This is a genomic window from Streptomyces sp. NPDC050423, assembly GCF_040655445.1.
GTDB lineage: Bacteria > Actinomycetota > Actinomycetes > Streptomycetales > Streptomycetaceae > Streptomyces.
Genome location: NZ_JBFAJY010000004.1, coordinates 1 through 17,642 on the forward strand (window position 1 = coordinate 1; position 17,642 = coordinate 17,642).

The window sequence follows — 17,642 nt, forward strand, 5'->3', positions numbered from 1 at the left end:
CCCCGATACTGGTTGTATCGGGGCGATCCCGACAACGCGGCGAGCGTGCGTGCCAGACACCGCCGGGCAGGCGGGACTTTCGAAACACGCCCTAGAAGCTCCCGGGACGGCGGGGGTCCGGTCGGGGGGCCACCCGCTTGGACCGGCGCCCCGTGCACCCTCCCGGTCTCCGCCGCACGATGGAGCGATGAGGACCTCCCCTGCCCTGCGCGCCGCGGCCCTCGCCGCCACCGTGACCGTGCTGCTTCCGCTCACCGGCTGTTCGGACGGCGGTGGCAAGGACGCACCGGACCGGTCGGAGGGTTCCCCGCACGCGGCGAACGCCGCCGCGAGCTCCGGCCCGGCCGCCCTCGCCGCCCAGAAGCTGACGTGGAAGCCCTGTCCCGCCCCGTCCCAGGCGGAGGGCGGCGGCGCCGCACCGACCCCACTGCCCGGCGGGGCCGTCTGGGAGTGCTCCGTCATGAAGGTCCCGCTCGACCACGCCAAGCCCGCCGGCGACACGATCGAGCTGGCGCTCATCCGCGCGAAGGCCATGGACCGGAAGAACCGGATCGGTTCGCTCATCTTCAACTTCGGCGGCCCCGGCGCCTCCGGCGTCGCCACCCTGCCCGCCTTCGGCACCGCGTACGACAAGCTGCGCACCCGCTACGACCTGGTGAGCTTCGACCCGCGCGGGGTCGGCCGCAGCGACGGGGTGACGTGCGAGAACGACAAGCAGCTGGACGCGCGGTACCAGGCCGACGGTACGCCGGACGACGCCTCCGAGGTGAAGGCGTTCACCGACGACACGAACACGTACGCGGCGGCCTGCGAGAAGCACTCGGGCAGGGAACTGCCCTTCGTCGGGACGACGAACGCCGCCCGCGACATGGACCTGATGCGTCAGGTGCTCGGCGATGACCGGCTGTACTACTTCGGCATCTCGTACGGCACCGAACTGGGCGGCGTCTACGCGCACCTGTTCCCGGCGAAGGTCGGCAGGTCGGTGCTGGACGCGGTGGTGGACCCGACCGAGGACGCCGAGCAGTCCTCCCTGGGCCAGGCCAAGGGGTTCCAGCTCGCGCTGGACAACTTCGCCAAGGACTGCGCGGACCGGGGCGACGCCTGCAAGCTGCCGGGTGCCACCGGCGACGAGGTCGAGCAAGGGGTGTCCGATCTCCTCGGCCGCCTGGAGAAGAAGCCCGTGTCCGGGATCGGCTCACGCAAGCTGACGCAGACGCAGGCCACCACCGGCATCGCCGCGGCCCTGTACTCCAAGGAGACCTGGCCGCTGCTGGAACAGGGCCTGGACGAGGCGGACGGCGGTGACGGCCGGCTGCTGCTGGCCCTCGCCGACTCCCTCAACGGCCGCTCGGACACCGGCCACTACGACAATTCCGCCGCGGCCAACACGGCCATCAGCTGTGCCGACTCCAAGGAACGGTTCACCCTGGAACAGACCAGGGCGAGGCTCCCCCGGTTCCGCGACGCCTCACCGGTCTTCGGCGACTACCTGGGCTGGGGCCTGATGGCCTGCACCGGCTGGCCGGTGCAGGGCACCTGGGAGCACCCCGATGTCAGCGCCCCCGGCTCGGCCCCCCAGCTGGTCATCGGCAACACCGGCGACCCGGCGACCCCGTACAAGGGCGCGCGGGCGATGGCCGAGGAGCTGGGCAAGGGCGTCGGCGTGGAGATGACGTACAAGGGCGAGGGGCACGGCGCGTACAACAGCGGCAACGCCTGTGTGCAGAAGGCGGTGGGCGGCTATCTGCTGGACGGCAAGGTGCCGGCCGCCGGAACGGTCTGCGGGTAGGGCCGTCCGGATGCCGTCGCCGCGAGAACGTCAGTGGTTCTGCCGTCAGAAGTCTCAGTCGGCCGGGCGGGCCTTGACGCCCCGGCCGGTCTGCCAGGGGCTTGCGGAGAAGCGATACCGGCGCGCCCTGGTGGTGCACGTGCTGGAACCGCGCTCCGCCGTCGCGGGCTTCATCGGCCCCAGCAAATCGTTTCCGCGCCCCGCACCTTGTTCTGGGTGCCCCACCCCGGGGAGTTTCGCCGCGGAACCGACTACCGGTCCCGGGAAGAAATCGCGTAACCGCAAAGGAACGAACAGCATGAACACATCACAGCATCCGGGCCGGACCGGCCTGCGGACCCTGCCACGGCCGCCCCGGCGGCCGCCTCGGCGGCCACGCCGCACGCTACGGACCCCTGTCGGTTGATTCCGCCCCGTTGGATCTGTTCCAGCGGGGCGGAGTGCCGCGAAAGGTGGGACGCGGCAGCCTCAGGCCGTTGAGCCCGACGACAGTCGCCTCCAGGGCAGACGGCACCGGACCCCGTCCTACGATGGGCGAACTGCCGACCGGGCAGGCACAACGGGGAGGGACACACACGTGGTCTCATACGCACGGGCCGGGGCGCTGGCCGCCGCCGCGCTGCTGCTGACGGGGGTGCTCGCGGGCTGCGAGGACGGTACCGACGACAAGTCCGCCGACCGGGCGGACGGCGCCGCGGCCGCCTCACCATCCGCCTCGGCCACCGCGAGCGGGAAGCCGGCGCGGCTTCCGGCGCTGCCCGGCTCGCTCACCTCGCAGAACCCGGACTGGGCCACCTGCGACGCCCCCGAGGGCGAGACTCCCCTTCCCGATTCGGAGTGGCGGTGTGCGACGGTCCGCGTCCCGCTGGACTACACCGAGCCGGACGGTGCCACGATCGGGATCGCACTGATCCGCAAGGAGGCCCGGGACACGCGCCGCCGGCTGGGCTCGATGCTGTTCAACTTCGGCGGCCCCGGCGGTTCGGGGGTCTCCATCCTGCCGCGCGCCGCCGGTTCGTACGGGAAGCTCAACACCCGCTACGACCTGGTGGGCTTCGATCCGCGTGGGGTGGCCGGGAGCGCCGGGGTGCGGTGCCGCTCCGACCAGGAGCAGGAGGACGCCGGCCGGAACGTCGACATGACTCCGGACACGCCGGCGGAGGAGGCGGCGTTCATGAAGGACGGCGCGGACTTCGGCGCCGGCTGCGAGCGCCGCTCGGGCAAGGTCCTGCCGTTCGTCGGCACGACCAACGCCGCCCGGGACCTGGACCTGATCCGCGAGGTGCTCGGCGACCGGAAGCTGACCTACTTCGGCATGTCGTACGGCACCGAGCTGGGCGGCACCTACGCGCACCTCTTCCCGTCCCACGTCGGGCGCACCGTCCTGGACGCCGTCGTCGACCCCACGGCGGACACCGTCGGGCACGCCCGCAACCAGGCGACCGGCTTCCAGCGGGCGCTGGAGAACTACCTCAAGGGCCGCGGCCAGGACCCGGAGGCGGGCACCCGGCGCATCGCCCGGCTGCTGGCACGGATCGACAAGAAGCCGCTGCCGACCGGTACGTCCCGCGAGCTCAACGAGTCACTGGCCATCACGGGCATCGTGATGCCGCTCTACTCCAAGGACAACTGGCCGGTCCTGACCCGGGCACTGGACGAGGCGGAGGGCGGCCGGGGCAGCGAGCTGCTGCGGCTGGCCGACTCGTACAACGGCCGTGACGGGAAGGGGCACTACGACACCGAGAGCCACTCGCAGCGGGCCATCTCCTGCGCGGACAGCAAGGCCCGGCCGACGGCGGCCGAGGCGAAGGCGCTGCTGCCCGAGTTCGAGAGGCTGTCCCCGGTCTTCGGCCCGTTCCTGGCGTGGGACACCGCGGGCTGGTGCTCCGACTGGCCGGTGAAGGGTGAGCACGACACCCCGGAGGCGAGCGCTCCGGGCGCCGGTCCCATCCTGGTCGTGGGGACCACGGGCGATCCCGCGACACCGTACGAGGGTGCGCGGAAGATGGCGGACGAGCTGGGCAAGGGCGTCGGCATCCTGCTCACCAACAAGGGTGAGGGGCACGGCGCCTACGGCGGGAACACCTGCGTGACGTCGACGGTGGACACGTACTTCCTGGACGGGAAGGTTCCTGCGGACGGCAAGACCTGCTCGTAGGGCGGCACGGCGGATACGCCGAAGGGGCCGGCCCGCACGACGCGGACCGGCCCCTTCGGAACGAACAGACGGAAACGTCCTAGTACACCGGCTTCTCGGGCTCGATCTGGTTGACCCAGCCGATCACGCCGCCGCCGACGTGCACCGCGTCGGTGAAGCCCGCCGACTTGAGGACCGCGAGGACCTCGGCGCTGCGCACACCGGTCTTGCAGTGCAGCACAATGCGCTTGTCCTGCGGGAGGTCCTGGAGGGCGTTGCCCATCAGGAACTCGTTCTTCGGGATCAGCTTCGCGCCGGGGATCGAGACGATCTCGTACTCGTTCGGCTCGCGGACGTCGATGATCTCGATCTTCTCGTCCGCGTCGATCCACTCCTTGAGCTGCTTGGGAGTGATCGTGGAGCCGAGCGCCGCCTCCTGGGCCTCCTCGGACACGACGCCGCAGAAGGCCTCGTAGTCGATGAGCTCGGTGACGGTCGGGTTCTCGCCGCAGATCGCGCAGTCGGGGTCCTTGCGGACCTTGACCTGGCGGTACTGCATCTCCAGGGCGTCGTAGATCATCAGCCGGCCGACGAGCGGGTCGCCGATGCCGGCGAGCAGCTTGATGGCCTCGGTGACCTGGATGGAGCCGACGGACGCGCAGAGCACGCCGAGGACGCCGCCCTCGGCGCAGGACGGAACCATGCCGGGGGGCGGCGGCTCCGGGTAGAGGCAGCGGTAGCAGGGGCCGTGCTCGGACCAGAAGACGGACGCCTGGCCGTCGAACCGGTAGATGGAGCCCCAGACGTACGGCTTGTTCAGCAGCACCGCGGCATCGTTGACGAGATAGCGGGTGGCGAAGTTGTCCGTGCCGTCCACGATCAGGTCGTACTGGGCGAAGATGCCCATCACGTTCTCGGCTTCGAGCCGTTCCTCGTGAAGGACCACGTTCACCAGCGGGTTGATGCCGAGCACCGAGTCCTTGGCGGACTCGGCCTTGGACCGGCCGATGTCGGCCTGGCTGTGGATGATCTGGCGCTGCAGGTTCGACTCGTCGACCTCGTCGAACTCCACGATGCCGAGCGTTCCGACACCGGCGGCGGCCATGTACATCAGAGCCGGCGAGCCGAGACCGCCGGCGCCCACACAGAGCACCTTCGCGTTCTTCAGCCGCTTCTGCCCGTCCATCCCGACATCCGGGATGATCAGGTGGCGGGAGTACCTGCGGACCTCGTCGACGGTGAGCTCAGCAGCTGGCTCGACCAGGGGTGGCAGCGACACAGGAACCTCAACAATGCAGGTGGTCGGTTTCTACGTACTTCGGCTACGTACGGTTGTTCTTGCCGTAACACTGCCACGCCCCCTCTCATTCCGAGATACCAGGTCCGATCCGCGAGACGATTTCGTCCCAGTACCTGGGCAGCGCCGCGAATGGATCGGTTTGTCCACACCTGTTCACCGGATCCTCCTCTCCGGTGCGGTCCGTGAAGAAGATCGTCCCGGCGCCCTGCCAGCGCGCGATCCGCATCGCCTCCTCCAGATGGCTGCGCGGGACGCCGTGCACGAAGTGCGCGAACCGGCCGGGCGGGTAGGCGGCGGTCCACTCCGCCACCTGCGACCAGCGGTAGTCCGTCCACGGGCCGCGGAAGGTGACGAGCTGGTCGGCGGCCTCGGCGTAGCCGGGATACGGATGGGTGTCGTGCCCCAGCACCAGGTGTCCACCGTTCCGCGCGCTGTCACTGTCCGCCAGGAGCGCGGCGAGCGTGCTGGTGAGCCGGCGGACCGCCGGGAGGCCGGGGCGCCCGGCCGGACACCGGTCGAGGTAGAAGCCGTCGACCCGGTACCAGTCCAGGTACGACCGGGCGTCGGTGATCAGCTCGTCGAAGGGCCGGTCGCCGCAGGCCAGATCGAGGCGGCCGAGCAGCCTGCCCGCCGAGGCCCCTACGGAGTCCAGCGCCTCCTCGCCGTGCACGGCCCGTTCGCGGGCGTTGCGGAGCCGGCCCGCGGCCTCCAGACAGTGCGGGTCGGGGCGGGTGCCGGGGCCGTTGTCGATGTTGAGGACGGCCCAGTGCAGCGGGGTGCCGGGGCGGGCGAGCTCGGCCCATTCGACGGGCGCGAGCAGCGGATGCGCACAGCCGGGGACGCCGAAGCCGAGCTGTTCGGCGCCGCTGGTCCTGCGGGCCGTGCCGGTACTGGTCAGATACGGCACGCCGCCTCCATCCAGATGTCGGCGAGGGACTCCTCCAGATTGATCCGGGGACGCCAGCCGAGCCGGTCCCTGGCCGTGCGGACATCCGCCTGCTGCCAGGCGCCGCAGCCGTCCGGGTAGGGCGACGGGGTGGCCGAGAGGTGCTCCATGACCGATTCGGTGGAGGTGCGGGGGGCGCCGATGGGCAGCCGCGCGGGGGGCGCGTCCAGCTCGTGGAGCGCGCCCGCGTATCCGGCGACCTTGGCGAGCACGGCGGCCGCGTCACGCAGCCGCACGGCCCGGCCGGTGCCGATGTTGACGACCCCCTGGGCGGCGGAGAGCGAGGCGGCGTGCACGGCGCGCGCGACGTCGCGCACATCGACGAAGTCGCGCTGCACGCCGAGGCCGCTGAGCTTCAGCTCCCCGTCACCGGACTGCATGGCCCGGCGCATCGCCTCGGCGAGCCGGCCGAGCGGGGAACCGGCCGGGGTGCCGGGGCCGACCGGCGAGAAGACCCGCAGCACGACCGCGTCGAGGCCGGAGCCGAGGACGAGTTCGGTGGCGGCGAGCTTGCTGACGCCGTACGGGCCGCCGGGGCGGGGGATGGCGTCCTCCGCGGTGGACGAGCCGGGCTGCGAGGGGCCGTACTCCGAGGAGCAGCCGACCTGGACGAGCCGGGCGGTGCAGCCGCTGCGCCGCATGGCCTCGCAGACGGTGGCGACGGCGACGGTGTTGTGGCGGGTCAGGTCGCGCGCCCCGCCGCGGGTGGCGCCCGCGCAGTTGACGACGACTCCGGGGTGCACGGCGTCCAGGAAACGGGTGAGGGCTCCGGGGCTGCCGCTGGCGAGGTCGAACCGTACGTCGGCGTCGTCGCCGCGGCCGAGCGCCGTGAGGTGTACGGCGGGGTCGGCGAGCAGCCGGTCGGCGACGAACCGGCCGAGGAATCCGTTGGCTCCGAGCAGCAGCACCCTCATCGCGCGCCCCCTGGGTGCCGACGGCGGGCTGCCGGTGCGAGGTATTGGGGGGTCATGTCCGGTGTCTCCTTGAGGCAGTTGCGTACGGTGCGGAAGAGACCCGCGGCGTCGGCTCCGCGGGGGCTTTGTGGTGTGTCAGGCGGCGGTGTGGGCAGATGCTCGGGAGAGAGCGACGGTGGCGGTGGTCAGCAGGCCGAGCGCGGCCGCGCCGCAGGCCACGGCGGATACGGCTCCGGTGCCCGCCGCGGCCACGAGGGCGTCGACGGGCCGGGCGACGGTGTGGAGGCCGGGCAGCCGCCCGGCCAGGACCAGGGCGGGGGCCGCCACCTCGACGGCGCAGGCGGCGGCGAGTCCGGTGGCGGCCGGTTCGGGGAAGCCGTGGACGGTGAGGAGCCGGGCCAGCAGGAGCAGTACCCCGAGGCCGGCGGCCCCGACCGGGACGCCGCCCCCGGTCCCGAGGCCGGCCAGGCAGAGCAGCCCGGTGACGGCGCAGAGGAAGAACGCGACGGCGCCGAACAGCAAGGGGCGCACGCCTGCCGCGAACTCCTCCAGTGCGCGGCTGCCGTTGAGTTTGCGGTGTGCGTGCAGAGAGAAGAGGTGCGCGCACCAGGCCGCAGGCGCGACCGCGACGGCGAGCCCGAGCAGCGGGGCCGGGGTGATCGCCCAGGGGCCTTCCGGGCCGCCGCTGAGGACCTGGTGGAGCAGGGCCTCGCCGTACAGGGCGTAGCCGAGCAGCCAGCAGCCGTACAGGGTGGCGGCGCCGGCGGGGCGGCCGCCGGTGGAGAGCGGGCCGGTACGCAGGGCGAGGCCGAGCCCGATGAGCGCGAGGAGCGCGCCGCCGCTGCCGATGGCGAGCCGCGCCTCGCCGCCGAGCACTCCGTCGGTGAGCCGCAGCGAGACGAGGGTCGCCAGGCAGGCGGCGCCCGGCAGCAGGGCCCGGAGCGACCATGCGGCGCGCGTCTGGACGTCACGCGCCGGAGCGGAGAGCGCTCCGACGGGCCTCCCCGCGATACCCGGTACCCGTGCGAAGAGTTCCTCGGCGAGCGAGAACACGTCGCGGTGCCGGTAGCGGGCCGCGGTGCGGTCGGTGACGCCGTGGGCTTCGAGCCCGGCGGCGATCTCCAGCGGATCGACGGCACGCTCGCAGAGTTCGCGGTGCCGGTGCATGAGCGACTTCACGGGGTCGGCGGGACCGCGCCGCCCGGTGCTGAGTTTGCGCGCCGGAGCGGCGTGCGCGATCTCGGGTGCGTGCGCGATCTCGGGTGCGCGGGACGGCTCGGGTGCGCGGGAGGAGGGGTGTGTTCCGCGCTCCGGGGCGCCTTGTGGTGCCGGCTCCGCGCGGGCGCTCTCCGCCGCGGCGGCCGCCGGCCAGGCCACGGTCACACCGTCCGCCGACCCGCCCGCCGGCGTGTCCTGGGGGGCGGCCGGCCCCCAGGCCGGTTCGGAGACGTCGGCGGCCGGCGCATCGGAGACCAGCGCCCGCGAGCGCGGGTCCCAGCCACTGCCGGTCGCCGGTGTGCCGGGCACCTCGGTCGGGCGGCCCATCGTCGTGCCTCCGTTTTCCTCGGCGGGGGCGCCGGGCGGCCCGGACCGGTCGGTACGGCGGCCGGTCCCGGCCGCTTCCTGGTCACGCATCGCCGTCCCCCGCTCCGCGCGCCCCCGCGCAGACTCCGTGCCCGGCCCAGCTGGGTGTGCGCTCGGCCGGTTCCGGGGCGAAGATCTCGTCGGGCTCGGGCCACAGGCCGAGGACGTGGGCCTCCGGAGGGGTGGCGAAGGGGCGCGGTCCGCCGTCCGCGTTCACCGTCGCCGTGTCCCGGCGTACCGGCGCCCGAGCGATCAGCTCCAGGTAAATGCCGCGAAATGCCGCGAGGTTCTGTTCGACCGTGAAGAGTTCGAGCGCGCGGGCGCGGGCCGCCGCGCCCAGGCGCGCACGGCGCTCCGGGTCGCGCAGCAGCGCCAGACAGGCGTCCGCGAGCGCCCGGGGATTGCGCGGCGGCACCACGAGCCCCGTCCCGCCGATGACCTCGACGACCGCGCCGACGTCCGTCGAGACCGTGGCCCGGCCGCAGAACATCGCCTCGACCAGGCTGATCGGGAAGCCCTCGACCACGCTGGAGAGCACCACGATCCCGCCGGCCGCGTACGCCTGGGCGAGGTCGGGGACCTCGGCCCCGCCGATGTCTTCGAAGGAGACCGGGTTGTCGCCGACGGCGTGCGCGTCGGCGGCCTCGTCCGGGAACAGCTGGGCCGCGAGTGCCCGGCAGTGCGCGAGGTAGCCGGCGCCCTCCGGCCCCTGGGCCGCCGCGCCGATGATCCGCAGCCGGGCGTCCGGCTCGGCCCTGCGCACCTCCGCGAAGGCGTGCAGCAGGGCGACCAGGTCCTTGGCGGGCTCGATCCGGCCGACCCACACCAGGGTGTCCGGGCCGCCGTCGCCCTCGTTCTCGCCCAGCGCCGCGAACCGGCCGGACTCCATGCCGGGGTAGACCGTGCGCACCTTGGCGGGTTCCGCGCCGCAGCGCTCCTGCCAGCGCCGGGCGTGCGTATTGCCGGGGGTGATGAGCGCGGCCTGGCGGTACACCTCGGCGGCGAGCCGGCCGTGGAAGTTCGCGAGCAGGGCGCGCACCGGCGCACTGAGCGGGGTTCCGGCCGCCGCGAGGTAGTGCGACCGCAGCTGCACGGAGTGCTCGGTGACCAGCAGCGGCACGCCGAAGAAGCGTTTGGCCAGCAGGCCGGGCAGGGCGGCGGCGCCTCCCGAGGCGGCGTGGCAGAGGTCCACGGCACCGAGGCTCTCCTCGTCGTACCAGTCGAGGGAGAGCGGGCGCAGTACCCGGTCGAGCTCGGCGGCGAAGGCGAGGAGGTCGGGGACGGTGGCGGCCTGGACGGTGCGGCCGGTGCCGGGCGCACGGCAGGCGGCCTCCAGGATCCGTACCGCGGTCTCGGAGCGGAGCGCCGCGGGAAGTCCGCCGTGTTCGCAGGCCAGTTCGGCGAGACCGTAGAGGCCCTCGGTGAACCGTGTGTCCTCGGCGGCGGTACGTCCCCCGCCGCCGCGCTCCCCCTGACCGGCGGCCTCGGTGCCGTCACCCCGCTCCCCGCCCGTCCGACCAGCGGCGCAGACCGCGGTCGCGAGCGCCGTGAAGTGGGTGGTGAAGCGCCGTCGTTCGCGCCGTCCGTACGAGTGCGCGCCCCCGCCGGACAGCAGTCGCGACAGCAGCCCCCTGGGGGCGTGCAGGCCCAGGGCGTCCTCGTCGGCGATCCACAGCGGCGCCGTCCGCACCCGGCTCACCTGAAGCGGGAGCTGGACCCAGCCGCGCGCCTCCTGTTCGGCGGTGCGGCTGAGCGCGAAGAGATCGAACTCGTGTTGCGCGAGCCCGCGCACCAGACGGTCGCACCAGAGTCTGGACTCACCGGTCGCATACGGATAACCACCGTCGGTGAGGAGTCCGATCCGCACGAGCACACCCCCGATCTCCCTTGTGGGCGGCCACCGTTGGATCGGCGACTCGCAGCGGGACGACCGTAAGCGGATACGCCGGTGGTGCGACGGACGGTTGTCCGTCGCACCACCGAAAGGGGTGAACCGTCGTAACTTTCCCGCCCCCATAGCGTTCCGTCGCGCTATAGAGGCGGTCGATCACGGACGGTCAGGCAGTCGATCACGTACGGTCAGGCGGCGGCCGACTCCGCGCGAGCCGCGCGGCGGACCGCCGCGAGCGCCGGATCGAGCGCCGGCACGGCCGCCAGGAGCTGCTTGGTGTACGGGTCACGGGGCTCTCCGTACACCTGCTCCACCGGGCCCTCCTCGACGATCCGGCCGTGGCGCATGACGGCCACCCGGTCGCTGACCTGGCGTACGACCGCGAGATCGTGCGCGATGAAGACCAGCGCGAGTCCCAGTTCCCGCTGGAGCCCGGCCAGCAGCGCGGTCACCTGGGCCTGGGTCGTCACGTCCAGGGCGGAGACCGCCTCGTCGCAGACGATCAGCCTCGGTTCGGCGGCCAGCGCCCGCGCGATCCCGACGCGTTGGCGCTGTCCGCCGCTGAACTCGTGCGGATAGCGGTCGTACTGCTCCGGGTCGAGCCCGACGCGCTCCAGCAGGTCCCGGACACGCGCCCTGATCGCGCCCTCGTCACGCTGCCCGCGCGCCCTCAGCGGGTCCGCGACGGACTCGCCCACGGAGCGGCGCGGGTTGAGCGAGGAGACCGGGTCCTGGAAGACCATCTGCACCCGGTCGACCCGGGTGAGCCGGCCGGAGGTGGGCTCCAGCAGGCCGACGAGCATCCGCCCGAGGGTGGTCTTGCCGCTGCCGCTCTCCCCGACGATGCCGAGCGTCTCGCCGTGGCGGACGGTGAGGGAGACCCCGTCGACGGCGGCCAGGGCGGACTTCCCCCGGCCGAACACCTGCCGCACACCGTCGGCCTCGACGAGCACCTCTGCCCGGTCGGGGATCTCCGGCTTGTCGAGGACCGCGCGCCCGGCCGGCCCAGGAGCGATGCGCGGCACCGCCGACAGCAGCGCCTTGGTGTAGGGCTCGCGCGGGGCGCCGAGGACCTGGGCCACCGGCCCCCGTTCCACCGCGCGGCCGGACCGCATCACCAGCACGTCGTCCACGGACTCCGCCGCCACGCCCACGTCATGGGTGACCAGAAGCAGCCCCATGCCCGTCTCGCGGCGCAGGTTGTGCAGCAGGTCGAGGATCTGGGCCTGGACGGTGACGTCGAGCGCGGTCGTCGGCTCGTCCGCGATCAGCAGCTCCGGCTCGCAGGCCAGCGCCATCGCGATCAGCGCCCGTTGCCGCATCCCGCCGGAGAACTCGTGCGGCCGGGAGCGGGAGCGGCGTACCGCGTCCGGGATGCCGACCCGGTCCAGCACCTCGACGGCCCTGGTCCGCGCCGCCCGCCGGGAGACCCGGTTGTGGACGCGGTACACCTGGGCGATCTGGTCACCGACGGCGTAGTACGGGTCCAGCGAGGACAGCGGGTCCTGGAAGACCATCGCCGCCTTCGCCCCGCGCAGCCCGCGCAGTGCGGCGTCGTCGGCGGTGTGGACGTCCACACCGGCGACCCGGATCGAGCCGCCGACCCTGGCGCCGGTCCCCCGGTGCAGTCCGAGCAGGGCGTACGCCGACGCGCTCTTGCCGGAGCCGGACTCACCGACGACGCCGAGCGCGCCGCCCGCCTCCAGCGAGAACGACAGTCCGCGCACCGCGTGCACGTCGCCGAACGAGATCGAGAGATCGGTGACCTCGACGAGACTCATGACAGCACCACCCGACGGTCGGCCATCGCCTGGAGAATGTCCGCGACGGCATTGGCGAGGACGACGAAGAACCCGGTGACGAGCACCAGCCCGACGACGACCGGGAGGTCCACGTTCCGTACGGCCGCGACGAGTTCGCGGCCGACGCCCGGAATCCCGAAGAGGGACTCGGTGAGCACGGCGCCGCCGAACATCGAGCCGATGTCCAGTGCGCCGAGCGCGATCACCGGCGCGAGCGCACCGCGCAGCGCGTGCCGTCCGACGATCACCCGCTCGCTGACCCCGTACGCCCTGAAGGTGCGCACATGGTCCTCGGCGAGCGTCTCCAGCATCGAGGCCCGGGTCATCCGGGCGTACGGGGCCGCGGAGACGAGCGCCAGGGAGATCCAGGGCAGCAGCAGGTTCCAGGCCCACTGCTCCGGGTCCTCGGTGAAGGGGACGTAGTCCGGGAACGGCAGGATCCGGAGTGCAGTGACGCAGATGATGATGAGCAGCAGGCCGATCACGAAGACCGGTGTGGCCATGCCGGCCAGGGTGATCCCGGTGAGGACGCGCTCGGTGGCGCGGCCGCGCCGCCACACCGAGAGCACTCCGGTGCCGACCCCGAGCACCATCCACAGCACGAAGGCGCCGACGGCGAGCGAGGCGGTGGCCGGCAGCTTGGCGACGATCAGCTGGGTGACCTGCTGACCGCTCTGGTACGAGAGTCCCAGGCAGGGGGCCTGGCAGTGCACCACACCGGTTCCGGTGGAGTAGTCGCGGCCGGCGACCAGGCTCTGGAGGAAGTGCGCGTACTGCACGTACACCGGGTCGTCGAGCCGCAGTTGTTCGCTGACCTGGGCGACCTGCGCGGGCGAGCAGCGCGGACCGCAGGCGATCTGCGCGACGTTGCCCGGTGCCACGTAGAACGCGGCGTAGACGACGAGGCTGAGGGCGAGCAGGACGAAGAGCGCCCCGCCGAGGCGCCGCAGGAGGAACCACGTCATGCTCCGGCCTCCTTCCTGGCGCCGGTGCCGATCCGCAGCCGGGAGGCGGCGCGCGGGTCGAGCGCGGTGCGCACGCCCTCGCCGAGGACGGTGAGTGCCAGCACGGTGACGAAGAGCAGCCCGGCCGGGATCAGCAGATAGGTGGGCGCGGCCTGGTACCAGGTGTCGGCGTCGCTGAGCATCTGTCCCCAGGACGGTGTGGGCGGCTTGATGCCGACGCCGAGGAACGACAGGGCGGCCTCGACGACGATGTTGGCGGGGAAGAGCAGGACGGCGTACGTGATCACGGGCGCTGCCAGCGCGGGCAGCAGCTCGCGCCGGGCGATCTGCCAGGACCCCCAGCCGCTGAGTCGGGCGGCCGCGACGTGGTCGAGCGATTTCAGCGCGAGCGTCTTGGCGCGCACGATCTTCGAGATGTGGGTCCAGCCGACCAGGCCGACGAGCAGCGCGATCAGCACCGGGCGCGGGAATCCGGCCGGGACGACTGCGAGGGCGCCGAGGGCGGCCACCATGACCGGCAGGGCGACCATGACATCGGTGATCCGGCTGAACACCTGGTCGGCGAAGCGGTTGCCGAGACCGGCCGCGAGGCCGGTGAGGACGCCGATGACGACCTGGAGCAGGGTCGCGCCGAGCGCGACGCCGAGCGAGACCCGGGCGCCGTACACGACGCGGGCGAAGAGGTCGCGTCCGGTGAGCGGTTCGACGCCGAGCCAGTGCTCGGCGCTGATCCCGCCGAAGGAGCCGAGCGGCACCCCGCCGGTGGCGGAGTCGACGAGATCCGGGTGGTACGTGGTGGGGTTCTGGCCCTCGATGCCCGCGAGCAGCGGTGCGGCGAGCGCGGTCAGGACCAGCAGGGCGACGACGACGGCGGCCACGAGGGCCGAGCGCCGGGTGCGCAGCCGGCGCCAGAACGGATGGGCCCCGGAGGCGGGGGCCGCGACGGCCCCCGCCTCCTTGACCAGCAGTGCTTCGGTCATGGCTACTTGACCGCGACCTGCGAGATGTCCAGCACGCCGGTCCAGTCGCTGATCACGATGTTCTTGACGGACTCGCCGTACAGGCGCTTGTAGACCGGGTGGAACAGCGGCACGGTCAGTGCCTGCTCACCGACCTTCTTGTCGAGCGCGCCCCAGCGCTTGGCGGCGGCGCCCAGGTCGGTCAGCTTGTTGATCTCGTCGATCTCCTTGTTGACGGCGGAGTCGTCGAGCTGGGCGGAGTTGAAGTTGTAGCCGGCCCTGACGATCTGGCGTCCGTCGAAGACCGGAGCGAAGAAGGGTCCGCCGGAGGGCCAGTCGGCGCCCCAGCCGCCGAGGAAGAAGCCGGGCTCGGTCTTCACGTTGTAGACGGTGTCGGAGTAGGCGTTGGACTCCAGGCCCCGGAGCTTGACGGTGATCCCGGCCTTCTTCAGCGCCTCCTGGAGCGCGGTGGCGATCTCCGGGCTGGTCGCGAAGTTCTTCTCGTTGTTGTGCGTCAGGGTGACGGTCAGCCCCTTGGGGTAACCGGCCTCCTTCAGCAGCTCCTTCGCCTTGGCCGCGTTGCCGTTCTTCCCTGCCGGGAAGGCGTCGTACGGCGTGTAGCCGAACGAGCTCTGGTCGGGCAGGAAGGTGGTGGCGGGCTCGGCGAGCGAGGAGCCGCCCGCGGCGTTGACGACGGAGCTGCGGTCGACGGCGTAGGAGATCGCCTGGCGCACCTTCGGGTTGTCGAACGGCTTCACCTTCGGGTTGAAGGCGATGTAGTTGGTGTAGCCGAAGTGGCCGGTGCCGACCCGGGCCGCGAGCTTCTTGTCGCCGCTGACCTTGGCGAGCTCGGCCGGGCCGAGGTTGGTGTCGGTGGTGACTGCGGCGGCGTCGGAGCCCTGCGAGGCGGACAGCCGCTGGTTGATGACGGCGGAGTCGAGCCCGGAGCGGACGTCGATCCGGTCGGGGTAGGCCTTGCGCTCCTCGTCGGTGGCGGCCGACCAGTAGGTGTTGCGCTCCAGGGTGAGGCGCTCGCCGTCGCCCTCGTTCTTGACGACCTTGTACGGGCCGGAGGAGAGCGGGTGCTCCTCGTACTTCGTGCCGGTGTCCTTGGCCTTCGGTACCGGAGTGGTCTGGGTCTGGGTGGCCAGGAAGGGGAACTCGCCCTCGGGCTTGTTGAGGTGGAAGACGATCGTCTTCGCGTCGGGCGTCTCGATCGAGTCGAGGCCCTTCTTGTCCTTGTACGGGCCCTGGTAGCCGGCGCCGCCGATCAGCCAGTCGCGCAGGTAGGGCGCGCCGCCGGACAGTTCGGCGGCGAAGGAGCGCTCGATGCCGTACTTGATGTCGGCGCTCGTGATCGCGCTGCCGTCCTCGTACTTGAGGTTGTCCTTGAGCGTGTACGTCCAGACGGTGGCGTTCTTGCTGGGCGTGCCCAGGTCGGTCGCCAGGTCGGGGACGACCTTCGCGCCGGCGGCGCCGTCCTCCCGGTTGCGGGTGGTGAGCGTACGGAAGACGAGCGAGGGGACGTTGCCGCCGCCGGAGGTGTAGAGCCGGGCGGGGTCGAAGTCCTCCTGCGGGGCGCTGTTGAGGACGGTGAGCGTGCCGCCCTTCCGGGGCGCGCCCGCCGCGCCGGAGCTGCCGTCGCCGCCCTTGCTGCTGCCCTCGGGCCCGCAGGCCGCGGCGCCCGCGGCCACGACGAGTACTGCGGCGGCCGCTGCTGCGCGGCGCGATATGACGGACGGTTGACGCATCGGAAGGTGACCTCTCGGAGAACTGCCTGAATGAGGGAGACAGAAGCGAATCCGTGCAGGCGGCGACGAGAGGCATGTGCACACGACCGGTCGGTACAGGGACCGGAACACTGGAACTGCCGCGCCTGCGGACGGAGTACGCCCGGTGCGGCAGCCGTGGAGGTTCCGTCCGGGCCATCAGGCTCGGAGGAGGGGGCCGACGCGCACTCGGGCAGGCGTCAGCAACAGTCGACGTCGGCGACGCTGTGCCCGGTCACACCGATGAGCGCCAGCTCAATGGCGGCGCGATCGGAGGTGACGAGGCTGCGTGACATGCCGAGAAATATGGGCCGACCGCCTGCCCGATGTCAACGCGATACGAGACGATGGTCTCACCATTCGGACAGGCTGCCCGGAGGGCGGTCCCCACGGGGCGGGAAACCGACCCCCGGCCGCCGGCCCCGCGACCGTTCGGGCGGGCGCGGGCCGGCCTCAACCGGTCGGATACACCCAGGCGTTGGGAAGGCACTTGATGCCGTTGATGTTCAGCGACTTGGTCTGCTGCTGCATCACCGGAGCGAGCCTGCCCGGCGTGCCGCAGCTCACATGGTTGTGCCCCAGCCGGTGGCCCACCTCGTGGTTGATCAGCATCTGACGGTAGGAGTAGAGCTTGTCCGGACCGAAGGTGGACGACCCCTGGGCCCAGCGATAGGCATTGATCATCACGCGCTCGGTGGCGGCGGAGTCGCAGGAGACGTTGTCCTGCGTCGTGTCCAGCCCCGACTTCTCGCACCAGACGCCGGTGGTTCCCGGACTGGCCAGCGTGATCACGAAATCCGGATCGCCGACGGAAATCCGTTCGAAGGTCATCTCGCCGTCGTGCGCCCAACTGCGTTCATCATTAAGGGTTTTCTGGACCGCCTCGGCAAAGAGAGCGGAGTCGAGCCCGAGCCCCTTCTCGACATCGATCCGGTAGCGGTACTTGTGCCCCTTGCCCGGAGCCTTCGCCGCGCCGGGTACGACCTCGAATCTCCCCGAACCCTTGAGCTTCGGTGCCAGCGGATAGGCCTTGGCCATCTTCTGCTCGTACGAAAGGGGCTTGACCGCCGCCTTGGGGGCGGGGGTCTTCCTGCTGTCCGAGCGGGAGGTGTCGTCGGTGCCGTCCCGGCCGACGCCCGCGGCCTGGGCGGCACCGCCCGTGCGGCGACCGCTGTCGTGCGCGACCTGGCCCGCCACGACCACCGCGAGCACCGTGGTCACCGCGGCGGCCGCGATACCGGTGAAGGTGCGGCCCCTGCCGCCCCTGGAGTCCTTGGGCGCGCCGTCGCCGCCGGCCGGCGGCCGCTCGTCCCCGTCACCGGCGGAGCTGTACGGATCGGCGGGGGCGGCCGGCTCCGGTGCCGGGCCGCGAGTCGGCCGGGCGGGCGGGGCGTCGAAGGCCTCGACGAACTCCTTTCGCGGTCCCGGTATCAGCGGCCTGGTGCCGGTCCCCTGCGCGTTCCGCGGCGCCTGCGGACGCGGGGGCGCCGACGCCTGGACACCGGTACGGCCGGGTCCGCCGCGCGGCGGACCCGGCCGCTCCGGCGGCCCGGCGCCCCAGCCCCCCCCGCGGGCGCGCGGTT

General features: G+C 72.4%; 13 protein-coding genes. 2 read left to right on the top strand and 11 right to left on the bottom strand.

The genetic code is table 11. From position 1 onward, the window contains the following. Positions 1-187: 187 nt before the first annotated feature. The gene (locus AB0I52_RS04375; RefSeq protein WP_363068797.1) at positions 188-1,792 is read left to right on the top strand and encodes an alpha/beta hydrolase; all 1,605 of its coding nucleotides are present in this window, start codon (positions 188-190) and stop codon (positions 1,790-1,792) included. 577 nt (positions 1,793-2,369) lie between these two features. Beyond that, on the top strand, positions 2,370-3,950 hold the full coding sequence (locus tag AB0I52_RS04380; protein WP_363068799.1) for an alpha/beta hydrolase: 1,581 nt from the start codon (positions 2,370-2,372) through the stop codon (positions 3,948-3,950). Positions 3,951-4,029: 79 nt separating this feature from the next. Here the strand turns inward: AB0I52_RS04380 and moeZ are convergent, their stop codons facing one another. From moeZ to AB0I52_RS04435, 11 genes are all read right to left on the bottom strand, one after another. After that, complete coding sequence (moeZ, locus tag AB0I52_RS04385) at positions 4,030-5,208, bottom strand: adenylyltransferase/sulfurtransferase MoeZ (RefSeq protein WP_363068801.1); 1,179 nt, start codon at positions 5,206-5,208, stop codon at positions 4,030-4,032. A gap of 85 nt (positions 5,209-5,293) precedes the next feature. Then, on the bottom strand, positions 5,294-6,136 hold the full coding sequence (locus AB0I52_RS04390) for a spherulation-specific family 4 protein (protein ID WP_363068803.1): 843 nt from the start codon (positions 6,134-6,136) through the stop codon (positions 5,294-5,296). Continuing rightward, positions 6,124-7,089 (bottom strand): NAD-dependent epimerase/dehydratase family protein, encoded by a 966-nt coding sequence (locus AB0I52_RS04395; protein ID WP_363068805.1) that lies wholly within the window; start codon positions 7,087-7,089, stop codon positions 6,124-6,126. The genes AB0I52_RS04390 and AB0I52_RS04395 overlap by 13 nt, the downstream gene beginning before the upstream one ends. Positions 7,090-7,224: 135 nt before the next feature. After that, complete coding sequence (locus AB0I52_RS04400) at positions 7,225-8,724, bottom strand: hypothetical protein (RefSeq protein ID WP_363068806.1); 1,500 nt, start codon at positions 8,722-8,724, stop codon at positions 7,225-7,227. Beyond that, positions 8,717-10,540, bottom strand: coding sequence for a glycosyltransferase (locus AB0I52_RS04405; protein WP_363069138.1), 1,824 nt, complete (start codon positions 10,538-10,540; stop codon positions 8,717-8,719). Before AB0I52_RS04405 ends, AB0I52_RS04400 begins: the two co-directional genes overlap by 8 nt. A gap of 212 nt (positions 10,541-10,752) precedes the next feature. Further along, positions 10,753-12,345 carry an ABC transporter ATP-binding protein gene (locus tag AB0I52_RS04410; protein ID WP_363068808.1) on the bottom strand — a complete coding sequence of 531 codons (1,593 nt, stop codon included), beginning with the start codon at positions 12,343-12,345 and terminating at the stop codon, positions 10,753-10,755. Then, entirely contained in the window at positions 12,342-13,331 is a 990-nt protein-coding gene (locus tag AB0I52_RS04415; RefSeq protein WP_363068810.1) for an ABC transporter permease, read from the bottom strand. Before AB0I52_RS04415 ends, AB0I52_RS04410 begins: the two co-directional genes overlap by 4 nt. Further along, a complete protein-coding gene (locus tag AB0I52_RS04420) occupies positions 13,328-14,311 on the bottom strand; it encodes an ABC transporter permease (protein WP_363068811.1) in 984 nt (327 codons plus the stop codon). Before AB0I52_RS04420 ends, AB0I52_RS04415 begins: the two co-directional genes overlap by 4 nt. A gap of 2 nt (positions 14,312-14,313) precedes the next feature. After that, on the bottom strand, positions 14,314-16,041 hold the full coding sequence (locus AB0I52_RS04425) for an ABC transporter substrate-binding protein (RefSeq protein ID WP_363068813.1): 1,728 nt from the start codon (positions 16,039-16,041) through the stop codon (positions 14,314-14,316). A 218-nt stretch (positions 16,042-16,259) separates the two neighbouring features. Next, on the bottom strand, positions 16,260-16,355 hold the full coding sequence (locus AB0I52_RS04430) for an Ms4533A family Cys-rich leader peptide (protein WP_323178015.1): 96 nt from the start codon (positions 16,353-16,355) through the stop codon (positions 16,260-16,262). Positions 16,356-16,512: 157 nt separating this feature from the next. Beyond that, the coding region (locus AB0I52_RS04435) for a DUF3152 domain-containing protein (RefSeq protein ID WP_363068815.1) at positions 16,513-17,642 on the bottom strand (1,130 nt) is incomplete at its 5' end.

Excerpts from the sequence above, each read along its gene's own strand:
- AB0I52_RS04375 (WP_363068797.1), top strand. The coding sequence starts at position 188 with ATGAGGACCTCCCCTGCCCTGCGCGCCGCGGCCCTCGCCGCCACCGTG.
- AB0I52_RS04395 (WP_363068805.1), bottom strand. The coding sequence starts at position 7,089 with ATGAGGGTGCTGCTGCTCGGAGCCAACGGATTCCTCGGCCGGTTCGTC.
- AB0I52_RS04400 (WP_363068806.1), bottom strand. The coding sequence starts at position 8,724 with ATGCGTGACCAGGAAGCGGCCGGGACCGGCCGCCGTACCGACCGGTCC.
- AB0I52_RS04410 (WP_363068808.1), bottom strand. The coding sequence starts at position 12,345 with ATGAGTCTCGTCGAGGTCACCGATCTCTCGATCTCGTTCGGCGACGTG.
- AB0I52_RS04415 (WP_363068810.1), bottom strand. The coding sequence starts at position 13,331 with ATGACGTGGTTCCTCCTGCGGCGCCTCGGCGGGGCGCTCTTCGTCCTG.
- AB0I52_RS04420 (WP_363068811.1), bottom strand. The coding sequence starts at position 14,311 with ATGACCGAAGCACTGCTGGTCAAGGAGGCGGGGGCCGTCGCGGCCCCC.
- AB0I52_RS04425 (WP_363068813.1), bottom strand. The coding sequence starts at position 16,041 with ATGCGTCAACCGTCCGTCATATCGCGCCGCGCAGCAGCGGCCGCCGCA.
- AB0I52_RS04430 (WP_323178015.1), bottom strand. The coding sequence starts at position 16,355 with ATGTCACGCAGCCTCGTCACCTCCGATCGCGCCGCCATTGAGCTGGCG.